The organism is Alteribacter populi, from assembly GCF_002352765.1.
Taxonomy (GTDB): Bacteria; Bacillota; Bacilli; order Bacillales; family Salisediminibacteriaceae; genus Alteribacter; species Alteribacter populi.
In genome coordinates this window covers 93,606-120,170 of record NZ_KZ293963.1, presented here as the reverse complement: position 1 = coordinate 120,170, position 26,565 = coordinate 93,606, and the positions used below count along the sequence as shown (strand labels likewise).

Genomic DNA, 26,565 nt, shown 5'->3' with positions numbered 1-26,565 from the left:
ATTTCCGGCTTTACTCCGTATTTAAAGTTTAATACTCATCTTCCCGATATCCAAATTCTTTTAAGTACTTTGATTTATTTCGCCAGTCTTTTTCTACTTTCACATACAGTTCTAAAAACACTTTAGACCCTAATAACGCTTCGATATCTTCCCTAGCACGCTGGCCGATATCTTTGAGCATTTTTCCACCTTTGCCAATAATAATCCCTTTTTGAGATTTTCGTTCTACGACAACGATTGCTGAAACATAAACCGTCTCACCATCTTCACGAACTTTGATCTGTTCAATATCAACCGCAATTGAATGAGGGACTTCATCTCGTGTTAAATGTAATACTTTTTCTCGTATCATTTCACTCATAAGAAAACGTTCCGGGTGATCTGTCACTTGATCTGAAGGATAGTACTGCGGTCCTTCCTCAAGATTGGCAAATACTTGTTCCTTTAACGTAGCAACATTGTTCCCTTGAAGTGCTGAAATAGGAATTATTTCAGCAAAATCAAACTTACCTCGATATTGATCAATTAAGGGCAGAAGCTCATCCGGATGCACTTCATCAATTTTGTTCACAACGAGAAAAACGGGTGTTTTCACCGATGCCAACCGTTCCATAATAAATTCATCGCCACGGCCCATTCCTTCTTTTGCATCAATCAGAAAAAGAATGACATCGACTTCGTTAAACGTTGTTCCGACAACTTTCATCATGAAGTCACCTAATCGATGTTTTGGCTTATGAATACCGGGTGTATCAATAAACACGACTTGGCCTCTTTCTTCTGTGTATACACCCTGAATTTTATTTCGTGTCGTTTGGGCTTTATCGCTCATAATCGCTACCTTCTGTCCGAGCATATGGTTGAGAAGTGTCGACTTCCCTACATTCGGCCGACCGATTAGTGAAACGAATCCTGATTTAAACGCAGTTTGATTAGTCATCGAGGTCCTTTCCTGAGAAAGCGCCAGGTAGAATATCTTCTACCGTCCATTCCGACACTTCTCCATTTAAATTTGTTAAATATACTTTGGTCTCTCTTTGACAAAGCTCGCTCATCACTTGTCTACATGCTCCACACGGCGATACAGGTCCTTCTGTATCAGCTATAACCGCAATCGCGTCAAATTGTGTCACACCTTCTGACACGGCTTTGAACAGCGCTGTCCGTTCTGCACAGTTACACATACTATAGGCTGCGTTTTCAATATTACAACCATGAAAAACGTCACCATCCTTTGAAAGAAGAGCAGCACCCACTTTAAATTTTGAATAAGGAACATAAGCTTTGTCGCGCGCCGTCTTTGCTTCAGATATTAGTTTTTTAACGTCCATCTTCATCACCTTCATCCTTTCGATGTTTCCCAACTTTCACTACGAAATCATTAAATAGCATTTCCTTTTCCTTCTTTTGTTGTTCATTAAATTGATCTTTAAGGGCTTTCGCCTTATCAGGTGGAACGACCACACCTCCAGAAATAATAAATTTCAAGCCTTCTTCTACACTCATATGTAAAATCGTAACATCTTCAAAAGGCACAACGGCAAGCCAGCCTGATGTCGGGTTCGGTGTTGTCGGTAAAAAAACGTTTATACATTCTTTTTGGGTTATTCGTTGGACTTCTCCTTTCGTTTCACCTGTTAAAAAACCGAGCGTATAGACTCCTTTACGAGGATATTCTACCATAACAACCTTCTTAAATGAGGAGCGCTCTTGTGTGAATGCATTAATAAGCTGATCCACCGACCCGTAAATGTAGTTGGCAACTGGTATTCTCCTAAAAAACTGATCAACACCTACGAAGGTCTTCTCTCGTGTTCCTTTTTGTTTGACTGCACCGATCCATGCAATGATAAACATGGTAAAAACAAATCCCAGTCCCACAAGACGTTCAGTAAAGGGGGTATAAACGCCTAAGAAAAACAAGCTTCCTTCTTCAACTCGAACGACCCCTACCACACGCAATACATCTGTAATAAATGGACCTAGGAAATTATCAATTACTGAGAAAGCCAATTGAAAAACATAAATCGTTGCAATAGCAGGCAGCAAGAAAAGAAAGCCAACAACTAAATTACGTTGAAATGTTTTCCACATTTGAACAGAGGCTCCTCTCTTTCTTTTTGGCTCTTTTATAAAAGATTGTTGCTATTTGAATCACTTTCATTATTCATTTGTTTAAAAAGCACACAACTTCAAAATAATATCTCTTCCCATTTTTTTGATTATTACTTATTGTAATAAGCGTATCTCTTTGCAGCTCCGTTGGCCTGCATCTGCTCGCTTTCGGCGGACGAACCGCCAAGCCTCCTCGGGAAAAGCGCCATGCGGGGTCTCGGCTGGTCCGTTTTTCCGCAGGAGTCTCGCAGATTCTGTCCAACTACGTACGGGGCTAAAAAGGCTCTCTTGTCATACAATAGACATAAGGGGTTTTCTCCCATTTCATTTCGTTTGTTTAGTCACTTACTAAATTCGACATTTGGGGAGGTGCTCCTTTTTTCATGTCTTAGAACCCTTGAGCCGCCTGGGCTCAGAATTATGAAATTCATTTGTTTAAAAAACGTTCGAAAAGCAACAACCTTTACGAAACAGCCTTCTTTGTATGCTTTTTTAAAATGAACCCGACCTAGAAAAACAGGGCAATAATTCTTGGGAGAAAGATCGTAATTCCAACGAGAACAGCTGTAATGGAAAAAACCATCACAGCCCCCGCCGCAACATCTTTAATTACTTTTGCTTTGATGTTATATTCTGATGTAACCATATCCACACATCGCTCCAAAGCAGTATTAATCAGCTCTAACGCTAATACACCACCGATAACGAGGATAAGCAAAGCCTGTTCATAAATACTGATCCCAAAAACCTGCGATGCGATTAAAATGATACCTGCAAGGATCGTATGAATGCGAAAGTTTTGCTCATACAACCATGCATGGCGAATCCCCTCTGATGCATATTGAAAACTTTTGATCAGTCTTGCCCAAGATACAAACGGTTGCTTATTTTTTGAGATCATGTTGCTTTAGTATCTCCTCTTGTAATTCGAACATCTCGATTTCTTCTTCCTCAGACTGATGGTCATAACCAATGAGGTGTAAAAAACCGTGAACAGCTAAAAAACCAAGCTCTCTTTCAAAAGTGTGGCCGTATTCTTCCGCTTGTGCCTTGGCTGTTTGAACCGAAATGATGATATCTCCTAACAATTCTGGTGCTTCACCTTCAGCCTCATCATAATGTACTGTCTCTTCTTCTCCTTCATTTAAAGCAAAAGATAAAACGTCGGTCGCACGATCGATATTCCGATAGTCGCGATTTAATTCTTGGATCTGCAGATCATCGACAAAAGTAACGGAAACTTCTGTTTTCGCATCTACGCTTTTTACATCATACGCAGTTTCAAGAACATTGCGTACTAAATGAAGATGACCTTCCGAAAGTTCTTCAGTTTCATCAATCAAATCAATTTGTTTAGCCATGTTTTTTCACCTTCTCTTTTTCACCATTTCTCTCCGTAATGTCGTCTGGATATTCAATTCGGGAGTGAAATGTCCCTTGTAACGTTTCACAAATCGCTTTTGCAACTATATTCAATTCTTTAAGGGTCAAGTCACATTCATCAAATTGCCCATCCTCTAATCGGTCCGTAATGATTTTTTTCACAAGAGACTCAATTTTTTCAGGTGTAGGCTTATTCATCGAGCGGACAGCGGCTTCGACAGAGTCCGCAATTCCAACGATTGCTGATTCTTGTGTTTGTGGTTTCGGGCCCGGGTAACGGAATTCTTCTTCTGTTATGGCCTGCTCTGATTCCTGACTTGCTTTGTGGTAAAAGTATTTTAAAAGTGTCGTCCCATGATGCTGTTCTGCAATATCGATCAACTCTTTTGGCATCCGATGTTCACGAAGCATCGCAGCCCCATCATATGGATGAGCAATAATAATCGTCTTACTAAGCTGCGGTGAAATTTTATCATGAGGATTTTCGATTTTCATTTGATTTTCAATGAAGAAGTGGGGTCTTCTCGTTTTTCCTAGATCATGATAATATGCCCCTACCCGTGCTAATAATCCATTAGCACCAACTGCCTCGCATCCCGCCTCCGACAGGTTTGCAACAATCACGCTATGATGATAAGTCCCTGGTGCTTCCAGTAGTATTTTTCGAAGCAGCGGGTGATTCGGACTCGACAATTCAATCAGTTTGGTAGTCGATAGAATTCCAAACCCGGCCTCAAAAAACGGCATTATTCCCAACGTAAGTACCGCAGCTAAAATACCTGACGCTGCTGCGAATCCGATACTCAATCCTGCTTCAAACAAGGAAAACTGGGCATTTTTCAACATCATAATCCCAATAATAACAACGATATTAAGAGAAGCTACAAAAAGTCCTGCCTGTAATATTCGGACCATACGGTGAGAGTGACTAAGGAAAAACGTACCACCTATACAACTGAAAAACACGTACATACCTTGGGTGTAATTGACTACACTAGTTGAATCATGATTGAAGATAATACTTGCAGAAATAGCTAAGACCATACTCGAAAACAAAGCGACTCGCGGGTGCAGCAAAATAGTCATAAGCATTGTAGCCATAGCAACAGGTGCAATCAAACTTAACGAAGGTACATCGGTAAAATGCGTGAAGCTTACGACCTTCATAACTAGCAAAACCAATGAGAAAATGATCACGTACATGAGCAGATGAGTATTATTTGTCTGCAAAGTAGTTTTAGCATCGTTTAAGTAATAACCTAGCATGCTGATAAGGACGAGGACAATTATCGCAAGACCAATATAGGGAAATAGGTTTGTATGATCATCTAACAACCCTGCTAAAGCTAGTTGATGATACATTTCGCTTGTCACTAATTGTCCCTCTTCTACAATGAGCTGTCCTTCGCGGATCATCACAGGCTCGACAGATTCGATCGCCATCTGTCGGGCTTCTTCAGTGGCAGTTTGATCATATAAATGGTTCGCTGTAATCCCAAACCTAACAAGTTCTACCATTCCTCTGTATAAGTTCTGATCCACCGTTGAGATTGAAATTTTTCGTTCAGCCTGCTCCCTTGCTTCATCGATCTCATCGAGTTTAATTTCTTGATCCATTACCTCGTAAATAACGTTTGTTATTATTTCCTTTGCCTGTTCAAGTTGTTCTTGTTCCGCATTTAATAAGGCAACCAGGGTATCGTCACTTAATTCTTCACTCGTTCTTGAAGAAATAAGTGTCCTTAACTGGTCAAGCTGCTCATCATCATCCAGAGGCTCAGGGACTTCCTCTTCAGAACCCTCACCTTCAAGTTGTTCCTCCTCAAACTCCTCAAGCTCTTGCTCTCTCAATTCTGCATCTTCTATCACTTGCTCCGTAAGGTCAAAAATTTCATCTACTTTGTCTACACGGCTTTGGGCGTACCGTGTCTCAGAAGTATAAACAGACTGAACCTCTTCTGCTGCTTCCTGTCTTTTTTGCTCAGTTTCATCGCGGTCTTCCACCGAAATAGGTGAGCGAATATCTTGATCTGCAATAGTTCCAGTATTAATATTTAACGTTTCAGGTATGACATTTGATACCATTGAGGCATATAAAACGACAGCTAATAATACAAATAAACTAAGACGAATATAACGATGGTCCTTAAGCTTTTTCCACCATTGTTGTTGATCTATGGGTGACGAACGTTTCCCCACTGTTTTCACCTCATGTCTTCAATCGCAATCGCTCAGGATTACAGATCCTCTATTCTTTTTCTCCTTTATCATAAGCGTCAATAATTTTTTGGACAAGGGTGTGACGCACTACATCGGATGCTTCTAAATAGTGAAAATCAATTGCTTCAACATGTGACAAAATCCCGATAGCTGCTTTTAACCCCGATTGTTTCCCTTTTGGCAAATCAATTTGTGTTAAGTCTCCAGTAATAACCATTCTAGACCCAAACCCTAGACGTGTTAAAAACATTTTTATTTGTTCTTTTGTCGTATTTTGCGCCTCGTCTAAAATAACAAAAGAATCATCCAATGTACGCCCTCTCATGTAAGCGAGAGGAGCTATTTCAATTGTTCCGCGTTCCATTAATCTCTCTGTTTGCTCCAACCCTAAAACATCGTGGAGCGCATCATACAATGGTCGCAAATAGGGGTCAACTTTTTCTTTTAAGTCCCCTGGCAAAAAACCTAAGTTTTCACCAGCTTCAACGGCAGGACGAGTTAAAACGATTCGTTTCACATTGCCTTCTTTTAATGCATGTACAGCCATGACAACAGCTAAATAGGTCTTACCTGTTCCTGCAGGTCCAATCCCAAATACAACATCACGTTTGCGAATGGAAGCTACATAGTGACGTTGACCGATCGTTTTCGCCAGTATCGGTTTCCCTTTCGCATTTACGGTAATCTTTTCATCAAATAAGTCTAAAAGCTGATCGAGCTGCCCGCGTTGTGCCAATTGAGCAGCATAAACGACGTCACGTTCTTGCACTGTGGTACCCTTGCGTATGAGTTGTAAAAGCATTTGTAATACATTTTGGACGAGCACCACTGCTTGTTTATCCCCTACAGCAGTGACTTGCTCGCCTCTTGTTAATATCGTTACATTTAATTTTTCTTCCAAACGGGTCAGGTGACGGTCATTAGGACCAAATAATGCCTGAACTTCATTTCCATCTTGCACCCGTAAATCAATCGGTTGTTTAATCTCTGTCAATAGTCTCAATCTCCTTGAATGATCGGTTGTTTTCTAGAAATATCATCGATTATACGATAGTGTATGGATACATTTACTTTACCATTCTGTACTTGTTGGTGCAAAACTTTTTCCCCAATAATTTCCGCTTTGTTGCTGAATCGTTCCAATATTTCTGCTCTTCCTTTTTCGATAGCTGCGGCTACCCCTTCCTCTTCTGTATACGTCTTCGTACCTACATTCGTTTCATAATTCGTTACATTTTTATAAGCAATCGGTAAAGTATAATTAAAGATCCTAAATGGACGTGTATATGCTTCCTGTTTTGATGTTGAGAACTCAGAATCAGACCAACCCCAAACCGGAAGATCCCAGCCTCCTAAAGTAAGGATATGATGTTGATCGTACTCTCCTGTTAATACTTCAAAATCCCGTTCTAACGGCATCGTGACGTGAGACTTGTACCAAATTTCACCAAAAACTTCTCCTTTTGCTGCAACACGCTCTTCTTTCCCTTCTTTACCAATGAGACCTGTAACAAGGCGGTCACCTTTTTCAACCACCTGATTTTCTTCCACCACTGCATTTCCGTTTTCAACGAAGAGATGATGAATAACCGCTTTTCGTGAAGCAACAAGATGACCCGGCGCTTCAGCAGGCTCTCGTTCCGCCAGTTCTTTTTCCACCACTTGAAAATGATAAGTTGTGCCTCTTAATGTTACACCGATCCACGTTGCATCCGGTACTTGATCGCTAATCTTTTCTTGAATAACTTCAGGAGGAGGTAACTGAAATTGAAGTTTTCCTCGTTTAATTCCGAGTTCATCTACTTTTTGGAGAATTTCATGCTCCATCGATGCTGAAGCGCCTTCGATTTCAATATTCCATACCATATTTGCTAAAATAAATAAAACCGCCACAAAAATAGCAGTTCCTATAACAAAGCCATTTCGTATAAGCATCTTACGAAAAATAAACGGCGCACCCTTCCGCTCAAGAAATGTAATTTTACAACCCGATTCGCGGCAAACAGATCTCAACCGTTTGGCATCTTCTAAGAGAATAGAGCAAATGTACGTTTTTTCGCCTGATTGCTTAATATCCCAAATCATTAGTTTCTTTTCAATACATCGATTAACAAAAAGTTCGGGGTAGGTTCCTTCGAACTTCACTCTTACATATCCGGAAAAAATATTGATCCACATATTTTTCATTTATTTTTCCACCTGCCTGTCTAAGTTTCAAACACATATTGCACACTCAAGATTTTCCCTTCAAGCAAAATTTCTTCCGGTAATATCGTTTTGATTACAAAATCATGACCACGAATTAGCAGCTGTCCCTCATCTAGACGCAGACGCATTTCCTCCTTCGAAAAGCGAAGGACACCACGGTGATTCTCTATGTAAATGTGTAAATGTCCAACCATCGTAATGCGGGGGAGGTCCATCATGACATCAGCAGGTAATTCCATTCTTTCCGTCATCCACTGTTTGACCCATCGTCTCATTTTCTTCATGATGACCCCCCTTTCCATTAATATCTATGACGAAATGGCTCTTGGTATCACTTGTTTTAAGGATTAGTTGAGAAAAGGCAAAGCCTGTTTTAGGTGCGAACACTACGTTTTTTAATGTGTATGAAGAGGCGTGCTGATTGCTTTTCGCAGAATTAATGAGTTTATGTAGAATAAATTCACATTTGTGTAGAATAAAGTATGTTTTACGGAGAATTGTTTTGTTCTAAGCAGACCGAATATATAAGAAACTCACATACCACATAGCGGTCTTTAAATCCACAAAAAAAGACAAGGGCACATTACCCTTGTCTTCTTGTATAGCCGCCAGACTGGCGATTTTTACGAGATTTAGGTGGTCCAAGAATTTCAGACCATACAACCCCCTTGACTATATCTTCCCGAGATACCGAGCTGAAATCTAAGGAAACTTTCTCTTGTTCCGGAGAAATTTCATTTTTCAATAATGGGGAGTCCGCGTCAAGTTTTGCGGCTTTTTTGTTTGCTTCTTTTTTACGCTTTCTCAATTGTTCATAGCGTTCATGTAATACGTCATTCATCTTACTTGAGGCTTCCGCACTTTGTTCATCAGCAGAATATTGGCTATGGGACGGTGCTGAACTTGGCGCTTCATATCTCTGCGCTTCCGCTTGGGGCTGACGCTCGATTGGAGGAGCTTCCTCTTGTCGGAAGATCTCCTTCCAATCCACTTCCCCACGACCGTCCGAATGCGTTTCGCTTTGCTGCCGACGAGGCTGAGGTTGCCTTTGCTCTTGCTGGTTGTTTCCACCGCCCATTCTGCCGAAAAGACTAATCAGTCCAAAGAGAATCATCAGCAGCAATAGCGGGTTTCCAGTAATTAATTCAATTAACCCTTCCATCAGTCAGCGCTCCCTTCATGAAAGCGACAAGGCTTAAGGTCATTCATTAAAGACGCGTTTGCCCTTTGTCATCGTCTTCTTCACCATCATCGGTCGCTCTTCCGATTGAGTCACGCATATCAGTATCGGCTTTTACGTTGTTAAAGTTCATGTAGTCCATTACTCCAAGGTTTCCAGAACGGAATGCTTCAGACATGGCAAGTGGAACTTCTGCCTCTGCTTCCACAACTTTCGCACGCATTTCTTCGACTCTGGCTTTCATCTCTTGTTCTTGGGCTACGGCCATCGCACGACGTTCTTCGGCTTTAGCTTGTGCAATTTTCTTATCAGCTTCTGCTTGATCAGTTTGTAGACCTGCACCGATGTTTTTACCGATATCAATGTCTGCGATATCGATTGAGAGAATTTCGAAAGCCGTTCCGGAATCCAAGCCTTTCTTAAGGACTGTTTGGGAAATAAGATCCGGATTTTCAAGCACACCTTTATGGCTTTCAGAAGAACCGATTGTTGAAACAATCCCTTCCCCGACACGAGCGATAACAGTGTCTTCACCAGCACCCCCGACAAGACGGTCAATGTTAGCACGAACTGTAATACGAGCTTTTGCTTTCACTTCAATACCATCCATTGCAACACCAGCAATGAACGGTGTTTCAATAACTTTCGGGTTAACACTCATTTGAACCGCTTCAAGTACGTCACGGCCTGCTAAGTCAATTGCGGCGCACCGCTCAAAACTTAGTTCAATATTAGCTCGTTGAGCAGCGATAAGTGCGTTAACAACACGGTCAACGTTACCTCCCGCTAAATAGTGACCTTCTAACTTGTTCGTGCTTAAATCCAAACCAGCTTTTACAGCTTTGATAAGCGGGTTTACAACACGATGTGGAATAACACGACGTAATCGCATTCCCACAAGTTGCCAGATCCCTAATTTGACTCCGGCTGCCCAAGCAGAAATCCAGAGCATAACCGGTACAAATGTAAATAGTACCGCAAAAAAGATGATGACAAGTCCTAATCCGATAAGGATCATTAACTGATCTGTTGGCATGTTTTTTCCTCCCTGTTTCTTTTCCTTTTTTAAAGGTTACCGTCTCACTGATTACGAATCGTTTTCTATATGTTCACGAACCACAATTCTTGAGCCGGCAGTAGAGATTATTTTTACTTTCCTACCTTGTTCAATATATCCTCCCTCAGAAACCACGTCAAGTCGTTCTTCGTTAACTAACGCAGTTCCTGATGGTCTTAATACTGTCAATGCCTCGCCTACGGTTCCCAATAATTCTTTTCGGGTTTCATTTGAAATGTACCCTTCTTCTGTATTGGTTGATTCAGTTAATACTACACGCTTCATTGGTCCCCGGTACCCAACGTATTTGAATAGCAGTACAGAAGCAATTAATGTGACAACAGCTGCCACAAGAATCGAAACGAGAATATTCACAGTGCTAAAGGAAGCGAGAACTAAGCTTCCAATGATCGCACCGATCCCTAAAACTCCAAAAATTCCAAACCCGGGGGCAAAGATCTCGATCACAATCAGCAGTATTCCTATTCCAAACAAAATGTACGTTTCCCAACCGGCAAATCCAGCAACTGTATGACCAAAAAAGTAAAGGAGTAAAGCCGACAATCCCATAATCCCCGGTATCCCAAATCCAGGTGAATATAACTCTAACACTAACCCCAAACTTCCAATCGAAAGCAGGATCGGAATAACAATCGGATGAGTGACAATACGAGCAATCTGCTCTGCGAAACTTACTTCCGTTTCCTGCTCAATAGCCTCTTCTAATTCAAGAAAAGAAAGTAGCTCTTCCCGATTGTTGACGATCGCTTCAGCATAGCCTGCTTCAAGAGCTTCGGATGCTTTAAACGTGAGTAGCTCTCCCTCAGGTGCACGGTACTCTGGTACATCCACTCGATTATCTGCCATAGCCAGTGCATACTTGGGATCCCGATCATTTAACTCAGCAGCACTTTCCATACGAGCGAGCCACACAGATTGTGCTTTATCATCTGCTGCACTACCTGATCCATCCACAACAGCTGCAGATCCCATGTCCGTTCCCGGCCTCATTACGATGTTGTCTGCATTTAAAGAAATGTATGCTCCTGCACTTAAGGCTTCACCAACAACAAAGGCTGTAATCGGAATTTCGGTATTCCTAAGTAATCCTGCAATATCCCCTGCAGCGTCGACAAATCCACCTGGCGTATTCACTTCAAGGACGATATGATCTGCACCATCTTCAGCTGCAGATTCAAAAGAGCGTTCGAGAAATGCTAACAAACCTCTCTCTACAGTCTGCTCTACCGGAATATAATAAACGACTTTTCCTTCACCGTCACTTTGGGCTGGAGGCGGAAAAAGAAGGGTAAGAAATGACGCGAATATAAAAATCGAATAGAACGATATGCGAACAGACTTCCCTATCATCCGTTCATCCCCCCTTTCATGTATGAAATTCTTATGATGAAAATGCGATTACTAGTGCCTACGATTATTATTATAAGAAAGTTTCACATTTTTTAATAGAAATTCGAATTTTCTCCGCAAAAAAAATCAAAACGTTATCCAAAAACTTAGGAAATGCAGTTTATTAATTAATGACAAAAAGAGGATGCGCAATAAGCACATCCTCTCGCTTGTTTGTATTATGACAAGGAATTGAGCACAGCTCGGTTAACTTGAGAACCGTCGGCTTTTCCTTTGACTTTTGGCATTATGGCACCCATTACTTTACCCATATCTGCTTTTGTCTTGGCTCCTACTTCCTGGATCGTTTCATCCACTATTTGCTGAAGCGCTTCGTCTGACAGCTGTTCGGGTAAATAGGATTGTAGCACATCCATTTCCGCCTTCACTTTTGATACCAAATCCTCACGATTGGCATTTTCAAATTCTTGGAGGGATTCTTTTCGCTGTTTCATTTCGCGATTAAGAACTGTAAGTGCTTCATCTTCAGTAAGTTCTTTGCCCTGTTTGATCTGTTCATTTTGAATTGCAGACTTCACAGAACGGATGACTAAGAGACGCTGCTTCTCTTTATTCTTCATCGCTTTCTTCATATCTTCAGTTAATTGCTTTTGAAGATCCAAGAAAAAACACCCTCTCCTTAGAACTTACGTTTGCGTGCTGCTTCTGATTTTTTCTTACGCTTAATACTAGGTTTTTCATAATGCTTACGTTTACGAACCTCTTGCATAGTACCCTCTTTAGACATCGTTCTTTTGAAGCGACGAAGGGCAGCATCGATGGATTCATTTTTTCGCACTCGTGTTTCTGCCATTCTATTTCCCTCCCTCCAAACAACCAATCAAAGACATACGAAAATTGCATGTCTTTGTTGATTATATACGAAAGAAAATTTATGGTCAACTTCAAAACACATATTTCCTTGTCATGCTTGTCTTTTTTCTCCATAAACATCTTAATAGAGGTGTTGTCCAATGAATGAACTACTGAGTCTATTTGCTATTTATATTGCCTTATTTCTTTTCGGCATGACAGTAATGAGACAAGGTTTATTTAATCTTCAAAAAAGAAAAATTTCCGAGTGGATGGTCAAGGTTATTGATCGGCCATACAAAGGTTTAATAATTGGAACAGTAGTCACAGGGCTATTACAGAGCAGTTCTGCTGTGATGGTGATGACAGTAGGACTCGTTGCAGCAAAGGTCATTTCGTTTCGCCACTCAATCGGATTAATGCTAGGAGCGAATATCGGCACGTGCTTAACGTTGGAGATCGTTGCTTTAGATGTGACTTGGTTTATTCTTCCACTCCTTGTGTTAGGTGTTCCACTGCTAACGACACGAAATCATACGTTGTTTTGTATCGGATGCTTTTCGTTTGGTTTGGGAAGTATATTCGTTGCTATGCATGGATTTGAAACATTAGCATATCCCCTTTCTTCCTTAGCATACGTTTATGATTGGTTAACATCTACTGATGAAAAAGAGTTGATTGCTTTATTTGCAGGTGTTGTTATGAGTGGCGTAATCCAATCAAGCTCAGCTGTTTCTGCGATTACAATGTCATTTATGAACGAGAACATTCTATCTTTACCAACAGGAATTACAATTATGCTGGGTGCAAACATCGGCACTTGTGTTACCGCCTGGCTCGCAAGTATCGGCGGGAGCGTTGAATCGAGACTCGCAGCCTATGCACATATATGGATTAATATCCTTGGCGTGTTGATTTTCTTCCCGTTTATTCATCTATTTTCTGATATCATTCAGTTAACTGCCAGTACACCCGCCGTTCAACTCGCTCATGCGGCAACTGTTTTTAATATTTTATCGTCTCTTATTATTTTACCTTTCACTGATCGATTTGCCCGATTTCTTATTTGGATTCACCGCATACACGATCCTAGGATATAGGTTTAAGTATTATTTCGATGTTACGAACTAATTTAGAGTTTTTTTCGAGTCGTACAAATTCCAAGGAAAACCGCAAAGCGTGGTCTACTTTCTTATATTTAAAACAAAAAACCCGGCGCCTGCCGGGTTTCCATCCTACCATTCCTTAGTAATCAGAGTCTGACTTTTCGCCTTTTACAATCGCGATCCCTGCACTTGCGCCGATCCGCGTGGCTCCTGCTTCTACCATCGCAAGGGAGGTTTGTGTATCACGAACCCCCCCAGATGCTTTTACACCGATGTCAGGACCCACCGTTTTTCTCATGAGTGCGATATCTTCGATCGTTGCCCCACCTGTAGAAAAGCCAGTGGACGTTTTAACAAAGTCTGCTCTTGCTTCAACTGAAAGTTCGCACGCTGTTACTTTTTCTTCGTCTGTTAAAAGAGACGTTTCAATGATGACTTTCGTTAGAGCTTTTCCTTTTGCAGCCTCCACAACAGCTTGAATATCACGCTTCACAAGGTCCAAATCGCCTGATTTAAGGGCTCCGACATTAATAACCATGTCCACTTCAGTTGCACCCTTTTCAATAGCGTCCTTTGTCTCAAACGCCTTAGTTTCAGGTGTAGAAGCGCCGAGAGGGAAGCCGATCACGGTACAAACTTTTACAGTTGGCTTATCCATTAAAATTTCATAAGCCGTACTGACCCATGTGGGATTTACACAAACAGATGCAAATTCGTATTCCTTCGCTTCTTTTGAAAGCTTAATAATTTGATCTTTCGTCGCTTCTGGTTTAAGTAATGTGTGGTCAATATAAGACGCTAATTGTTGACTCATGTTCACACTCACACTCTCTTTCTATGTTATCTTAGATGTACGTACATCTATCATTTTCTCCATAGACATCATAGCACGTTTATTAGTGTTTGACGAGAGTATGGATTCATACATCCGCAGACTTTTTAATCTTTTTCTAACGAAAAGAGGTCGTTCACAATTGAACAACCTCTTTCCTGTTAAACGATGGCTTTTTTAGCTTCGTCTGATACGACTCGAACAAATCGCCCTTCGTTATACGGGTAGCCTGCTTTCGTAATTTTCACTTTAACGATTTCACCAATTAAACTTTCATCACCTTCAACTTTTACCTTCATGTAATTGTCACTATACCCGATGAGAATGTTTCCTTCACTCGCTTTTTCTTCAGGAATAATTTCTAACACTTCATCCTCAAACTGTGAAGCATACTCTTTAGCCAGTTGATTAGACAATTCAATCAAGCGGTGAACACGGTCGTTCTTTATTTTATCCTCTACTTGATCATCCATTCGAGCCGCTGGCGTTCCCGTACGTTTAGAATAAGGAAAAACGTGAAGTTCGGAAAACTTCAAATCACGGATAAAGTCAAAGGTTTCCTGAAACTCTTCATCCGTTTCTCCAGGGAAACCAACAATTACGTCAGTCGTAACGGCTAGGCCAGGAAGTGCTTTGTGAAGACGTTCAACACGTTCCGCGAAAAACTGTGTCGTATATTTTCGTCGCATACGCTTCAACACGGTATTCGACCCAGACTGTAAAGGTACGTGTAAGTGACGGACGATTTTTTCAGAACGGTCAATCACTTCAATGACGCGATCGGTAATCTGACTTGCTTCAATAGACGAAATACGAATTCGTTTTAAGCCATCAACTTTTTCCAACTCTAAAAGAAGGTCAGCGAGGCTATAGTCTTTCATATCCTCTCCGTATCCGCCTGTATGAATCCCTGTTAGAACGATTTCTTTGTAGCCTGCTTCAACCAACTGGTTCGCCTGCTGCAACACATCTTCAGATTTTCTCGATCGCATTAAACCTCGAGCCCAAGGGATAATACAAAAAGTGCAGAAGTTGTTACATCCTTCTTGAATCTTCAAGGAAGCCCGGGTACGATCAGTGAAGGCTGGTACATCAAGCTCTTCGTAGACACGAGTTTTCATAATGTTACCAACACCATTAATAGGTTCGCGTTCTTTACGGTACTGTTCAATGTAGCCGAGCATTTTGTGCCGGTCTTGTGTACCGACAACAATGTCAACACCTGGGATCGCCATAATTTCTGCCGGAGACGTTTGTGCGTAACAGCCCGTTACACAAATAACAGCGTCAGGATTTTTTCGGATCGCACGTCTAATAACCTGCCTACTTTTTTTGTCACCTGTATTCGTAACTGTACACGTATTGATTACGTAAACGTCTGAGGCTTGATCAAACTCAACTTTTTCATAGCCATCTTTTTTAAATAACTGCCAAATAGCTTCTGTTTCATAGTGGTTCACTTTACAGCCTAATGTATGAAACGCAACGGAAGACATGGGTCATCACTCCAATAATTCAAAATGGTAAGAAATTGCTGAAAGAGCGTATAAAGGAGCAGTTTCAGCACGTAAAATTCGAGGTCCAAGTGCACAGGAAACCGCACCTTGGTTAGAAAAATCTTCAATTTCCCGATCAGAAAAACCGCCTTCTGGACCGACAATAAGAAGGATATTTTCCCCATCTTTTGTGGCTTTGAGCGTGTTTACTAAGCGGCTTTTCTCATCGTTTCTGGCTTCTTCTTCATAAGCAACCAAAACGTGATTATAATTTACAAATTGCAGGAGAAGGTCTTTAAGAGACGCCACTCCTTCTATAGACGGAATTTGCTGCCGGTGAGCTTGTTCTGCGGCTTCTTTGGCAATTTTACTCCATCTATCAACTTTTTTCTTTGCTTTTTTTTGGTCCCATTTTACAATCGAACGCTCAGCTTCAAATGGAATAAAGCCATTTGCGCCCAATTCGGTCCCTTTTTGGATCACCCATTCAAGCTTGTCAGCCTTTGGCAACCCGGCAGCAATGGTCACGTGCACCGGCATTTCTTTGGCGGCTTCCTCTTTTTCCATAAGGGTTGCTTCGACTCTTTCAGTCGAAATTTCTGTAAGCTCAGCAGTGTAACATTCACCGGATTGGTTACAGCAAATGACATTATCACCTGACTCCATTCGCATCACTTTTTGAATGTGTTTGGCATCGTCCCCAGTTATGATAACATATTTGTCTTGAAAAAGAGTCTCCTCCAAAAAATACCGTTGCACATCCATCACCTTATTCTACTTTTTTTGCAATGATTGAAATCCAATCTTCCATTTCAATCGTCTCTGCAATGACAAAACCACTTTCAATAAGTGACTTTTTCACAAGCTCTTTTTTTCCTTTAATTATCCCAGACGTAATAATTGTTCCTCCTGGTTTTAACGTTTCATAAGCATCATCTGTCATCCTAACAATAACTTCAGCTAAAATGTTGGCAACAATAAGGTCTGGCTTTTCTTCAACATGCTCAAGCAAGTTGTTCTGCTTCACTTGGATATGGTCTTGAACTTTGTTGAGCTTCACATTAAGTTTTGCAGAATTCACGGCTACTTCATCTAAATCTAAAGCCAAAACCTCTGATGCCCCTAATTTTGCACTAGCAATGCTTAAAACACCCGAACCTGTCCCTACATCCAGAACAGAATCACCTTGACGAATATACTTGTCTAAAGCCTGGATACAAAGGACAGTTGTCGGGTGAGTTCCCGTTCCAAAAGCCATGCCTGGATCAAGTTCAATTACAAGTTCATTTTCGGCTACTTTTTCATATTCTTCCCATGTAGGTGTGATCGTAATATGTTCAGATACTTTCACGGGCTTGTAATACTTCTTCCACGCTGTTGCCCACTCTTCTTCATTTACTTCACTCAGGCTGACAGTATTATGCCCAAGGTCAATATCATACACAAGAAGATTGTTGATTGCCTCTTTAATTTCATCGACAGTTTCTCCAAGAAAACTGTTCACAGGCAAGTAGGCTTTTAAAATGACACCTTCATTAGGATAATCATCAGGGGACAGCTGGTAGACTTCGCCTAGAGTTGTATCCCATGACCTTGTAAGGTCATCCGGGTCTTCAATCACCACACCGCTCGCACCGGCTTCATGCAAAATATTGCTCACCGGTTCAACTGCCTCTTGTGTTGTATGAATACTAATCTCTGACCACTTCATGCTACCAACTCTCCCCACTTCATTTATTCACCGAAATTTTTAAATGCACGCTTCGCTTTTGCAAAGAAATTATCGTTTTGTTCATCTGGAACCTCAGTGCCGCTAATTTCAGCAAATTCTCTGAGGAGTCCTTTTTGCTTTTCTGATAAGTTCTTCGGTGTAATTACGCGAACTTGAATATGCTGATCTCCTTGACCTGTACCACGAACGTTGGGAACCCCTTTAGCTTTTAGGCGGAAATTCGTTCCCGTCTGTGTACCGGCAGGAATTTTCAGTTTTACCTTCCCGTTTAATGTTGGGACTTCGATTTCATCTCCAAGTGCTGCCTGAACAAATGTTAGTGGCATTTCACAATATAGATCGTCTCCGTCACGCTTAAAGAACTCATGAGGTTTTACATTAAAGACAACAAACAAATCACCAGGAGGCCCTCCGTTAACGCCTGGCTCCCCTTGTCCTGCTACGCGAATTTGCTGTCCAGTATCGACACCAGCAGGAATTTTAATATGAATGGTTTTGCGTTTTTTAACTTTTCCTTGGCCGCCGCATGTACGGCATTTATCTTTAATCATCTGCCCGGTACCGCTACAGTGATTACATACACGTCGGTTTACGACCCGACCAAATGGCGTATTTTGCTCCACATTAAGCTGCCCTGCACCACCACAATGTTTACACGTTTCCGGACTTGTTCCAGGTTTTGCACCTGAACCGTGACAAGTGTCACATGTTTCTTCACGAGGGATTTCAATGTCCATTTCTTTTCCGAATACAGCTTCTTTAAACTCCAGAGTCATCGTATATTGCAGATCAGCTCCTTGACGAGGGGCATTAGGGTCACGTCTGCCGCCTCCTCCAAAGAACATATCAAAAATATCACCAAAGCCGCCGAAGTCCCCGGCTCCAGCACCGCCGCCACCGAATTGGTTCGGATCTGTATGACCAAAACGATCATAGTGTGCACGTTTTTGCGAGTCACTGAGCGTGTCGTAGGCTTCTTTTACTTCTTTGAACTTTTCTTCTGCGTTTACTTCTTTATTGACGTCTGGATGGTATTGACGTGCGAGTTTCCGGTATGCTTTTTTCACGTCAGCTTCTGATGCATCTTGAGAAACACCCAACACGTCATAAAAATCTTTTTTGCTCATCGTATCCACTCCCGACTGCTAATCCATAACGAATATCTTATCACTGACTCTATTGTCTTTCAACTTTATCAGTGATCTTCCTCTGACTTTCTTAACATTATCCAGGACATTCAAAAGGTCTCAGAAAAAAGCTTGCAATTCAGCGCAAACACAATTTTCTTTCAACTTCTCGGCTCTTTACGCCCTGCTTGTGACTACATAGTAATATGAAAAGTTACCGTGACGTGTAAAAAGTCAAAGCCAAGGAAATCTTGACTTTGACTTTCTATCAACACGGAGTGAAAAGATTACTTCTTCTCTTCGTTGTTCACTTCTTCGTATTCAGCGTCGACAACATTTTCGCCTTCTTGTGCATCTTCAGCGCCTTCGCCGCCTTGTGCTTCCTGTGCTTCTTGAGCTTGTTGTGCTGCTTGCTCGTAAAGCTTAGTGGTAAGTTGTTGAACGACTTCTTGTAACTCGTCTTTTGCTGTACGGATCGCTTCAATATCTTCCCCTTTTAAGGCTTCTTGAAGCTTTTCTTTGCCAGCATCTGCTTTATCTTTATCTTCCTGCTCTACATTTTCACCTAAGTCTTTAAGCGTTTTTTCTGTAGTGAAGACAAGCTGATCTGCTTCGTTACGAAGATCTACTTCTTCACGACGCTTTTTGTCTGCTTCTGCATTTTCCTCTGCCTCTTTTACCATACGGTCGATTTCATCGTCAGATAGGCCTGAAGAAGACGTGATTGTAATCGATTGTTCTTTATTTGTACCGAGATCTTTCGCACGAACGTTTACGATACCGTTGGCGTCAAGGTCAAAGGACACTTCGATTTGTGGAACGCCGCGGGGTGCCGGAGGGATATCCGTCAATTGGAAGCGTCCAAGTGTTTTGTTATCTGCAGCCATTTCTCTTTCACCTTGCAGCACGTGAATGTCTACAGAAGGCTGGTTATCAGCTGCTGTTGAGAATGTTTGGGACTTACTTGTTGGGATCGTTGTGTTACGGTCAATCAGCTTTGTAAACACGCCCCCCATCGTTTCGATACCAAGGGAAAGCGGAGTTACGTCAAGAAGAACAACATCTTTTACGTCTCCTGTTAAAACGCCAGCTTGAACCGCAGCTCCCAACGCTACAACTTCATCAGGGTTAACACCTTTATGAGGGTCTTTTCCTGTTACTTTTTTAATTGCCTCTTGTACGGCTGGAATACGTGTAGATCCTCCAACTAAGACGATTTTGTCGATTTCATTCGCCCCTAGGCCTGCATCGCTCATCGCTTGACGAGTAGGTCCCATTGTTCTTTCAACAAGATTCGCACTCATATCTTCAAATTTCGCACGTGATAAGGAAAGTTCTAAGTGTTTAGGACCAGATGCGTCTGCTGTAATAAACGGTAGAGAAATTTGTGTTTGAGATACACCAGACAAGTCTTTCTTCGCTTTTTCAGCAGCGTCTTTCAAACGTTGAAGAGCCATTTTATCTTGAGATAAGTCAATACCATTTTCCTTTTTAAACTCTTCAACAAGATAATCAATGATGGCTTGGTCAAAGTCATCCCCACCAAGCTTGTTGTCACCAGATGTTGCACGGACTTCAAAGAATCCGTCTCCTAATTCAAGGATGGATACATCAAATGTCCCGCCACCTAAGTCATAAACAAGAATGGTTTGATCTTCTTCTTTTTCAAAGCCATAAGCTAATGCTGCAGCTGTTGGTTCGTTTACAATACGTTCAACTTCAAGACCTGCGATTTTACCCGCGTCTTTTGTCGCTTGACGTTGAGAGTCATTAAAGTAAGCAGGAACTGTAATAACAGCTTTTGTTACTTTTTCCCCAAGATAAGCTTCTGCATCTTCTTTAAGCTTCTGTAGAATGATTGCAGAGATTTCTTGTGGTGAATACTCTTTTCCTTCAGCTTCAACTTTGTATTCTGTTCCCATATGACGCTTAACAGATATGATTGTATTAGGGTTAGTGATCATTTGACGCTTCGCCACTTCCCCTACCTGGCGCTCGCCGTCTTTAAAAGAAACAACAGATGGTGTTGTACGACTCCCTTCTGCGTTTGGAATAACAGTGGCTTCTCCACCTTCCATAACAGCAACACAAGAGTTTGTTGTACCTAAGTCAATTCCGATTACTTTACTCATTGCAATTCCTCCTATTTTATCTATGTAGTTCTTAACTACGCATTCACTTTTACCATTGCTGGCCGAATAACGCGGTCTTTCAACATATACCCTTTTTGCATTTCTTCAACCACAACATTGGACTCATAATCGTCCGATTCAACTTGCATGACAGCTTGATGGTAAAGAGGGTCAAACGTTCGACCAACAGCCTCAATAGCTATGATGCCTTCTGATTCTAATGCGTCCTTCAACTGCTTGTAAACCATTTCCATACCTTGTAACAAGCCTTTCCCATCTTCAGAATCGACTTGTACCATCATCGCTCTTTCAAAATTATCAAGAGCAGGTAAAAGTTGTTCGGCTAACGACTGGGATTTATATTGAGCGTCCGCCTCTTTCTCCTTACGAGTCCGGCGACGAAAGTTATCATAATCCGCTTGAACTCTAAGCAGTCGACTATTAAGATCCTCATTTTTTGCTTCAAGTTCTTTGACCTTGTCGTCTTCATTTCCTTCTTCATCGACAAGCTCTAATTCTGCTTCCTCCTCATTTTGATCAACCTCTTCTTTTTCCTCTTGATCAACTTGATGAAGCTCCTCTTCGTCAATTGTGTGGGTCTTCTTTTCTTGTGCCACTTGTTTCACCTCCTCTAAATAGAAAAGCATATACGTCTTGCTAAGCGCTTCATTATGCCTCTTCATATCATAGAATAGTCTCTTTTACATCGTTCAGTTGTAAAAGAGACTTTGGTTCTCTTCCAATATGGGAGAATAATACCAAATCATATATTTGTCAATATTTCCGTTATTGATTCTTTTGATACCGTTGTGTCAGCAGTTGAGTCAAATCTTTTGAAAAGAAGTCCAGCACGCCGACAACACGTTGATATTCCATCCTAGTCGGACCGAGAATCCCAACCGTTCCCATATGCTTGCCATCAATCGAATACGTAGCGGTAATAACCGAACACTCATCAAACGGAGCGAAGCGATTTTCCTCACCAATTTTAATTTTGATCCCATGTTCATCAGAACGGAACAATTTAGATACAAGAGCATCTTCTTCAAAAATATTAAACAAGTCTCTGACACGGTCGACATCATTAAATTCTGGCTGGGAAAGAATGTTTGTTTTTCCAGCGTAAAACACTTTCTCATTATTTGTCTGCTTAAAAGTTTCATTAAGCATTTCCATTGCTTTATCATAACGATCAACGTACTTAGCCAACACATTACGTATCTCCGTTGTCAGTTTATGACGCAGATGGATAAGAGGGACCCCTTTTAATCGTTCATTTAAAATATTTACGATTTTTTCGATCTCGGTAATGTCCAATCCTTCTGGAATCGAGACTGCTTGATTTTCAACGTGTCCTGTGTCCGTAACGATTATCGCTACAGCGCTATCTTTTGAAATTGGAACGAGCTGAATTTGCTTCAACGTCGATTCAAAAACTTCAGGTCCAAGAACAATAGATGTATAACTTGTTAAACTCGAAAGGATTTTGGCTGAATGCTGGATGAGCTTTTCAAATTCAACAAACTTTTCCTCATACATAAACCGAATGTCAGCAACTTCATTCTTGGAAAGCATCGTTGGCGACAACATGTGATCAACAAAATAACGGTATCCTTTTTGCGAAGGAATTCGACCGGCAGAACTATGAGGCTTCTCTAAAAATCCAAGTTCTTCTAAGTCCGCCATTTCATTACGAATTGTTGCAGGGCTAAAGTTCATATCTTCCCGTTTTGATAAACTACGGGACCCCACCGGTTCTGCATAACAAACATAATCATCGATGATTACTTTTAAGATAAGCAGTTGTCGTTCTGTGAGCATGAACATCCCTCCCTGTTAGCACTCTACTTCAACGAGTGCTAAATCTATTATATAAAGTACCAAAGATCGATTCTTGTTGTCAACCAGAAAAGCATGCACAGGTTCATCCATCCCGAAGAAATTGTGTGTTAATCATCAAGTAAAAACTGCTCAAAAACTTCATTTCCAAGCAGACGTCCTTTCTCTGTGAGAAAAATTCGATCGTTTCGCTCCTGTAAAAGACAGTTTTCTTTTAACCTCTTGATTTTATCCCCAAAGACATTCACCACAGGCTGCCCATACCTTCTTGCAAACCTGCTCACAGATACACCTGAACGTTTCCGTAATCCCATAAACATTTCTTCTTCCATTTTTTCTTTTAAAGGAACCGGATGCTCCTCCAAATAAGGAAGCTTTCCTTGCTTAATCGCTTTCATGTACTTTGGCAACGGACCATGATTTTGTCTGCGGACGCCACTCATATAGCTATGAGCTCCTGCACCAATACCATAGTATTCTTCATTATCCCAATACGTTAAATTATGAACACTTTCTCGCCCTGGTTTTGCAAAGTTACTAATTTCATACATCGAAAAACCAGATTCTGATAATTTTCGAATGAGCATTTCATACATGTCTGCTTCAGTATCTTGAGAAGGTAGCGAAAGTTTACCTTTTCGCTGCAATTGATAAAAGACCGTTTTAGCCTCAACCTTCAACGAATAGGCACTTACATGATCAATGTTCAGTTTCATGGCTTGGTCGATCGTGTCTTCAAATTGCCTTATCGTTTGCTGAGGCAAACCAAACATAAGGTCAATAGAAAGATTATCAATACCTGCATTACGGCTTTTTTTAACCGTGTCTTTCACATCTTCCGGTTGATGGTCACGACCGATTCGATTTAAGAGGTCCGGTTCAAAAGTTTGCACACCGATACTTAACCGATTTACACCTACCTCTTTTAACATGTTGAGCTTATCCTGATCTGCACTTCCTGGGTTCACTTCTACCGTAAACTCAAGAGAATCCCTTTTCGCAAGAGAAAAGTGCTCGCGAATCGAGACAAGAAGCTTCCGAAGTTGTTCCGTTGATAAAGAAGTAGGGGTACCACCGCCCACGTAGACGCTATTCACCGTTGTTGATGGAAATCTTTGAGCGGTCCATTTCATTTCCGTCTCACAGTCGTCTAAATAATCATCGATCGGCTGATTTTTCAAAAAGAATTTATTAAAGTCGCAATAATGACAAATCTGTTCGCAAAAGGGAACATGAACATATACGGCTTTTGGAGTCATAGGTTTCACCTCACATTCGTAGAAAGAGGGCGTCCCAAAAGGTTGATTTTGGACCTTTTGAGACACCCTCGAAGCAATAGGCGTAGCTCTTGCCTAATAAGCAATCGTCAATCAATGACCTTTTGAGCCGGCCTCTGCTTTTTGGTGTTCGAAACTTCATCTCTACTTCTTATCGCCCTCATCCATACTCAGAACAGACATAAATGCTTCTTGAGGAACTTCCACACTACCTACACTCTTCATGCGACTTTTCCCCTCTTTTTGCTTTTCAAGAAGCTTACGCTTACGGGAGATGTCTCCACCGTAACATTTAGCGAGAACGTTTTTACGCATCGCCTTAATTGTAGAGCGGGCAATGACCTTTTGACCGATACTAGCTTGAACCGGTACTTCGAATTGCTGTCTTGGAATAAGCTCTTTGAGTTTTTCCACAATCGCTTTTCCGCGCTGATATGCACTATCACGGTGCACAATGATTGATAAAGCATCGATTTGTTCGCCATTTAAGAGGATGTCCATTTTAACTAACCGGCTTTCTTTATAACCAATGAGCTCGTAGTCAAAGGAAGCATAGCCTTTCGTGCTCGATTTTAACGTATCAAAGAAATCATAAACGATCTCTGATAATGGAATCTCGTAGGTAATCACAACTCGGTTTTCATCCAGATACTTCATATCCATGTAGTCACCGCGTTTTTTCTGACAAAGTTCCATAACAGGTCCGACAAAATCGTTGGGTACCATTACTTCAGCTTTTACGTAAGGCTCTTCTACATGTTCTACTTTTTGAGAATCCGGCATTTTAGACGGGTTATCAATTTGAACCAATTCTCCGTCTGTTGTATGCACTTTATAAATCACACTCGGTGCAGTCGTAATGAGATCTATATTAAATTCTCGTTCAATACGTTCCTGGATAATTTCCATATGCAAAAGCCCAAGGAACCCGCAGCGGAAACCAAAGCCTAATGCTTGGGAAGTCTCTGCTTCGTATTGTAAGGACGCATCATTTAGTTCAAGCTTTTCAAGAGCATCTCGCAAATCGTTATAATTATTTGTGTCAATCGGATAAAGACCACAGAACACCATTGGATTTAATTTACGATATCCTGGTAGCATGTTATCAGCAGGATGCTCCGCACCCGTAATCGTATCTCCTACGCGACTATCACTTACGTTTTTAATAGAAGCAATCAAAAATCCTACGTCACCAACAGTAAGCTCTTTTTGGATGTCTGGTTTCGGTGTAAAAACACCTAACTCTTGAACCTCAAACTCTTTACCCGTTGCCATCATTTTTATTTTATCCCCTGGTTTAACCGTACCCTCAACAATTCGAATGTAGACAATAACTCCACGGTACGGATCGTATAAAGAGTCAAAAATCATTGCTTTTAATGGTGCCTGCGGGTCTCCAGAAGGTGCGGGTACTTTGTCAACGATCGACTCAAGAATTTCATCGATCCCAATGCCATTCTTAGCAGAAGCCATTATCGCATCGTCTTTTGGAAGGCCGATAATATCTTCAACTTCCTGCATTACGCGATCTGGTTCAGCACTCGGAAGGTCAATTTTGTTCACAACAGGTATGATTTCCAAGTCATTATCCAAGGCCAAGTATACGTTCGCGAGCGTTTGCGCTTCAATCCCTTGAGCCGCATCGACAATAAGTAACGCTCCTTCACAAGCAGCGAGGCTCCGTGAGACTTCATATGTAAAATCGACGTGTCCTGGTGTATCAATGAGATGAAAAATATAATCTTCCCCGTCATTCGCTTTGTACCTTAGTTGTACCGCATTTAATTTAATTGTAATGCCACGCTCACGTTCCAAATCCATAGCGTCCAACATCTGATCCTTCATTTCGCGCTGTGTCAACGCACTCGTTTGTTCAAGAATCCGATCCGCCAATGTGGATTTACCGTGATCAATATGTGCAATAATAGAGAAGTTACGAATCTTCTCTCTTCGTTGAATTCGTTCTTCATTCGTCATCACGTATTCACTCCTACCGGTCAAGCAATAAATAGACTATCGTTTATTATAGCAATAATACGACGGGGGAACAAACATTAATTCATAGAGGTAATGTAATCATTTGAGGGGAATCTTTATTGTTGGAAGTTTTCGAAAGAAATAGGAGTAAACACATAAAAGTCAGGAGTCTTTAATGATCTCCTCAAACTATTAAAAAGCCATTCACAAAAAGTTCCACTCCTTTTGTGAACGGCTTTAGTCTTTAACCAAGTCCAGAATAAATCCCTTTAAAAATCGCTTCAAACGTATCTGCTAACCGCATTCCAACTTGGGAGAACAAGTTACTCGTACCGGTTTCCGTGGCCTCTGTTTGTTTTTCCGCTAAATCTCGTTGTACATCAGCAGAAGTAAGCAACTCTTTTTTGATTTCTTCATCATCCTCACCATAGATAACGAGATGGTCACCATCTTCAATTTCTACTATGTTCTGGTCTGGAGAGCCCAACTGGGGAATTTGAAGAGGAGAAGATTCTTCTGTTGAAAACTCAAAAGCCCCACTCAAGTGATTTACATACACAATGCCAAAAATAAATCCGAAGAAAAAGACAGTCGTTATAAAGAAACATCTCAAAAAGAATGGGGCCATTTTCTCTCCTCCTCAACTGAATTTATTATTCAT

General features: G+C 41.2%; 26 protein-coding genes. 1 reads left to right on the top strand and 25 read right to left on the bottom strand.

Annotation, left to right across the window (positions count from 1 at the left end):
• Nucleotides 1-28: 28 nt before the first annotated feature.
• The 14 genes from era to rpsU all read right to left on the bottom strand — a co-directional run bounded on the left by era (nt 29) and on the right by rpsU (nt 12,387).
• Complete coding sequence (gene era / locus CDZ94_RS00570; protein ID WP_096434611.1) at nt 29-940, bottom strand: GTPase Era; 912 nt, start codon at nt 938-940, stop codon at nt 29-31.
• Nucleotides 933-1,331, bottom strand: coding sequence for a cytidine deaminase (locus CDZ94_RS00565; protein ID WP_096440474.1), 399 nt, complete (start codon nt 1,329-1,331; stop codon nt 933-935). The genes era and CDZ94_RS00565 overlap by 8 nt, the downstream gene beginning before the upstream one ends.
• The gene (locus tag CDZ94_RS00560) at nt 1,321-2,094 is read right to left on the bottom strand and encodes a DUF502 domain-containing protein (RefSeq protein WP_096434610.1); all 774 of its coding nucleotides are present in this window, start codon (nt 2,092-2,094) and stop codon (nt 1,321-1,323) included. Before CDZ94_RS00560 ends, CDZ94_RS00565 begins: the two co-directional genes overlap by 11 nt.
• Nucleotides 2,095-2,623: 529 nt before the next feature.
• Nucleotides 2,624-3,016 (bottom strand): diacylglycerol kinase family protein, encoded by a 393-nt coding sequence (locus tag CDZ94_RS00555; protein ID WP_096434609.1) that lies wholly within the window; start codon nt 3,014-3,016, stop codon nt 2,624-2,626.
• On the bottom strand, nt 3,000-3,476 hold the full coding sequence (gene ybeY / locus CDZ94_RS00550; RefSeq protein WP_096434608.1) for an rRNA maturation RNase YbeY: 477 nt from the start codon (nt 3,474-3,476) through the stop codon (nt 3,000-3,002). The genes CDZ94_RS00555 and ybeY overlap by 17 nt, the downstream gene beginning before the upstream one ends.
• On the bottom strand, nt 3,469-5,697 hold the full coding sequence (locus CDZ94_RS00545) for an HD family phosphohydrolase (protein ID WP_198546689.1): 2,229 nt from the start codon (nt 5,695-5,697) through the stop codon (nt 3,469-3,471). The genes ybeY and CDZ94_RS00545 overlap by 8 nt, the downstream gene beginning before the upstream one ends.
• Before the next feature lie 49 nt (nt 5,698-5,746).
• On the bottom strand, nt 5,747-6,712 hold the full coding sequence (locus CDZ94_RS00540) for a PhoH family protein (RefSeq protein ID WP_096434607.1): 966 nt from the start codon (nt 6,710-6,712) through the stop codon (nt 5,747-5,749).
• A gap of 5 nt (nt 6,713-6,717) precedes the next feature.
• Nucleotides 6,718-7,905 (bottom strand): sporulation protein YqfD, encoded by a 1,188-nt coding sequence (gene yqfD, locus CDZ94_RS00535; RefSeq protein WP_096434606.1) that lies wholly within the window; start codon nt 7,903-7,905, stop codon nt 6,718-6,720.
• A 20-nt stretch (nt 7,906-7,925) separates the two neighbouring features.
• Nucleotides 7,926-8,210: a sporulation protein YqfC gene (yqfC, locus tag CDZ94_RS00530; RefSeq protein ID WP_198520853.1), complete on the bottom strand. Its 285-nt coding sequence runs from the start codon at nt 8,208-8,210 to the stop codon at nt 7,926-7,928.
• Nucleotides 8,211-8,509: 299 nt separating this feature from the next.
• Nucleotides 8,510-9,088 (bottom strand): hypothetical protein, encoded by a 579-nt coding sequence (locus tag CDZ94_RS00525; protein WP_096434605.1) that lies wholly within the window; start codon nt 9,086-9,088, stop codon nt 8,510-8,512.
• 46 nt (nt 9,089-9,134) lie between these two features.
• Nucleotides 9,135-10,142 (bottom strand): flotillin-like protein FloA, encoded by a 1,008-nt coding sequence (gene floA / locus CDZ94_RS00520; RefSeq protein WP_096434604.1) that lies wholly within the window; start codon nt 10,140-10,142, stop codon nt 9,135-9,137.
• Nucleotides 10,143-10,193: 51 nt separating this feature from the next.
• Entirely contained in the window at nt 10,194-11,534 is a 1,341-nt protein-coding gene (locus CDZ94_RS00515; protein WP_096434603.1) for an NfeD family protein, read from the bottom strand.
• Nucleotides 11,535-11,752: 218 nt separating this feature from the next.
• Nucleotides 11,753-12,196 carry a GatB/YqeY domain-containing protein gene (locus CDZ94_RS00510; protein WP_096434602.1) on the bottom strand — a complete coding sequence of 148 codons (444 nt, stop codon included), beginning with the start codon at nt 12,194-12,196 and terminating at the stop codon, nt 11,753-11,755.
• Nucleotides 12,197-12,213: 17 nt separating this feature from the next.
• A complete protein-coding gene (rpsU, locus tag CDZ94_RS00505) occupies nt 12,214-12,387 on the bottom strand; it encodes a 30S ribosomal protein S21 (RefSeq protein ID WP_096434601.1) in 174 nt (57 codons plus the stop codon).
• Between the two features lie 160 nt (nt 12,388-12,547).
• Between rpsU and CDZ94_RS00500 the strand changes: the two genes are divergently transcribed.
• On the top strand, nt 12,548-13,486 hold the full coding sequence (locus CDZ94_RS00500) for a Na/Pi symporter (RefSeq protein ID WP_096434599.1): 939 nt from the start codon (nt 12,548-12,550) through the stop codon (nt 13,484-13,486).
• 145 nt (nt 13,487-13,631) lie between these two features.
• Here CDZ94_RS00500 and deoC read toward each other — a convergent pair whose 3' ends face one another.
• From deoC to CDZ94_RS00445, 11 genes are all read right to left on the bottom strand, one after another.
• Complete coding sequence (deoC, locus tag CDZ94_RS00495) at nt 13,632-14,306, bottom strand: deoxyribose-phosphate aldolase (protein WP_096440468.1); 675 nt, start codon at nt 14,304-14,306, stop codon at nt 13,632-13,634.
• A gap of 179 nt (nt 14,307-14,485) precedes the next feature.
• Nucleotides 14,486-15,820 (bottom strand): tRNA (N(6)-L-threonylcarbamoyladenosine(37)-C(2))-methylthiotransferase MtaB, encoded by a 1,335-nt coding sequence (gene mtaB / locus CDZ94_RS00490; RefSeq protein WP_096434597.1) that lies wholly within the window; start codon nt 15,818-15,820, stop codon nt 14,486-14,488.
• Nucleotides 15,821-15,826: 6 nt separating this feature from the next.
• Nucleotides 15,827-16,579 (bottom strand): 16S rRNA (uracil(1498)-N(3))-methyltransferase, encoded by a 753-nt coding sequence (locus CDZ94_RS00485; RefSeq protein WP_096434595.1) that lies wholly within the window; start codon nt 16,577-16,579, stop codon nt 15,827-15,829.
• Between the two features lie 10 nt (nt 16,580-16,589).
• On the bottom strand, nt 16,590-17,531 hold the full coding sequence (prmA, locus tag CDZ94_RS00480) for a 50S ribosomal protein L11 methyltransferase (protein ID WP_096434593.1): 942 nt from the start codon (nt 17,529-17,531) through the stop codon (nt 16,590-16,592).
• A 23-nt stretch (nt 17,532-17,554) separates the two neighbouring features.
• On the bottom strand, nt 17,555-18,679 hold the full coding sequence (gene dnaJ / locus CDZ94_RS00475; RefSeq protein WP_096434591.1) for a molecular chaperone DnaJ: 1,125 nt from the start codon (nt 18,677-18,679) through the stop codon (nt 17,555-17,557).
• Between the two features lie 287 nt (nt 18,680-18,966).
• Nucleotides 18,967-20,811, bottom strand: coding sequence for a molecular chaperone DnaK (gene dnaK, locus CDZ94_RS00470; RefSeq protein ID WP_096434589.1), 1,845 nt, complete (start codon nt 20,809-20,811; stop codon nt 18,967-18,969).
• Nucleotides 20,812-20,846: 35 nt separating this feature from the next.
• Nucleotides 20,847-21,428 (bottom strand): nucleotide exchange factor GrpE, encoded by a 582-nt coding sequence (gene grpE / locus CDZ94_RS00465; RefSeq protein ID WP_280951811.1) that lies wholly within the window; start codon nt 21,426-21,428, stop codon nt 20,847-20,849.
• A 169-nt stretch (nt 21,429-21,597) separates the two neighbouring features.
• Nucleotides 21,598-22,632, bottom strand: coding sequence for a heat-inducible transcriptional repressor HrcA (hrcA, locus tag CDZ94_RS00460; RefSeq protein ID WP_096434585.1), 1,035 nt, complete (start codon nt 22,630-22,632; stop codon nt 21,598-21,600).
• A 128-nt stretch (nt 22,633-22,760) separates the two neighbouring features.
• Nucleotides 22,761-23,909, bottom strand: a complete 1,149-nt coding sequence (gene hemW / locus CDZ94_RS00455) for a radical SAM family heme chaperone HemW (protein WP_096434583.1) — start codon at nt 23,907-23,909, stop codon at nt 22,761-22,763.
• Between the two features lie 162 nt (nt 23,910-24,071).
• Nucleotides 24,072-25,904, bottom strand: a complete 1,833-nt coding sequence (gene lepA, locus CDZ94_RS00450; RefSeq protein WP_096434581.1) for a translation elongation factor 4 — start codon at nt 25,902-25,904, stop codon at nt 24,072-24,074.
• 244 nt (nt 25,905-26,148) lie between these two features.
• A complete protein-coding gene (locus CDZ94_RS00445) occupies nt 26,149-26,532 on the bottom strand; it encodes a hypothetical protein (protein WP_096434579.1) in 384 nt (127 codons plus the stop codon).
• Nucleotides 26,533-26,565: the final 33 nt, after the last annotated feature.

Bases quoted from the DNA above. Each gene is read 5' to 3' on its own strand.
- dnaJ (WP_096434591.1), bottom strand. From the start codon at position 18,679: ATGAGCAAAAAAGATTTTTATGACGTGTTGGGTGTTTCTCAAGATGCA.
- mtaB (WP_096434597.1), bottom strand. From the start codon at position 15,820: ATGTCTTCCGTTGCGTTTCATACATTAGGCTGTAAAGTGAACCACTAT.
- CDZ94_RS00560 (WP_096434610.1), bottom strand. From the start codon at position 2,094: ATGTGGAAAACATTTCAACGTAATTTAGTTGTTGGCTTTCTTTTCTTG.
- hrcA (WP_096434585.1), bottom strand. From the start codon at position 22,632: ATGCTCACAGAACGACAACTGCTTATCTTAAAAGTAATCATCGATGAT.
- ybeY (WP_096434608.1), bottom strand. From the start codon at position 3,476: ATGGCTAAACAAATTGATTTGATTGATGAAACTGAAGAACTTTCGGAA.
- floA (WP_096434604.1), bottom strand. From the start codon at position 10,142: ATGCCAACAGATCAGTTAATGATCCTTATCGGATTAGGACTTGTCATC.
- yqfC (WP_198520853.1), bottom strand. From the start codon at position 8,210: ATGAAGAAAATGAGACGATGGGTCAAACAGTGGATGACGGAAAGAATG.
- CDZ94_RS00555 (WP_096434609.1), bottom strand. From the start codon at position 3,016: ATGATCTCAAAAAATAAGCAACCGTTTGTATCTTGGGCAAGACTGATC.
- lepA (WP_096434581.1), bottom strand. From the start codon at position 25,904: ATGACGAATGAAGAACGAATTCAACGAAGAGAGAAGATTCGTAACTTC.
- CDZ94_RS00565 (WP_096440474.1), bottom strand. From the start codon at position 1,331: ATGGACGTTAAAAAACTAATATCTGAAGCAAAGACGGCGCGCGACAAA.
- deoC (WP_096440468.1), bottom strand. From the start codon at position 14,306: ATGAGTCAACAATTAGCGTCTTATATTGACCACACATTACTTAAACCA.
- prmA (WP_096434593.1), bottom strand. From the start codon at position 17,531: ATGAAGTGGTCAGAGATTAGTATTCATACAACACAAGAGGCAGTTGAA.
- dnaK (WP_096434589.1), bottom strand. From the start codon at position 20,811: ATGAGTAAAGTAATCGGAATTGACTTAGGTACAACAAACTCTTGTGTT.
- hemW (WP_096434583.1), bottom strand. From the start codon at position 23,909: ATGACTCCAAAAGCCGTATATGTTCATGTTCCCTTTTGCGAACAGATT.
- yqfD (WP_096434606.1), bottom strand. From the start codon at position 7,905: ATGAAAAATATGTGGATCAATATTTTTTCCGGATATGTAAGAGTGAAG.
- CDZ94_RS00515 (WP_096434603.1), bottom strand. From the start codon at position 11,534: ATGATAGGGAAGTCTGTTCGCATATCGTTCTATTCGATTTTTATATTC.
- era (WP_096434611.1), bottom strand. From the start codon at position 940: ATGACTAATCAAACTGCGTTTAAATCAGGATTCGTTTCACTAATCGGT.
- CDZ94_RS00500 (WP_096434599.1), top strand. From the start codon at position 12,548: ATGAATGAACTACTGAGTCTATTTGCTATTTATATTGCCTTATTTCTT.
- CDZ94_RS00525 (WP_096434605.1), bottom strand. From the start codon at position 9,088: ATGGAAGGGTTAATTGAATTAATTACTGGAAACCCGCTATTGCTGCTG.
- rpsU (WP_096434601.1), bottom strand. From the start codon at position 12,387: ATGGCAGAAACACGAGTGCGAAAAAATGAATCCATCGATGCTGCCCTT.
- CDZ94_RS00445 (WP_096434579.1), bottom strand. From the start codon at position 26,532: ATGGCCCCATTCTTTTTGAGATGTTTCTTTATAACGACTGTCTTTTTC.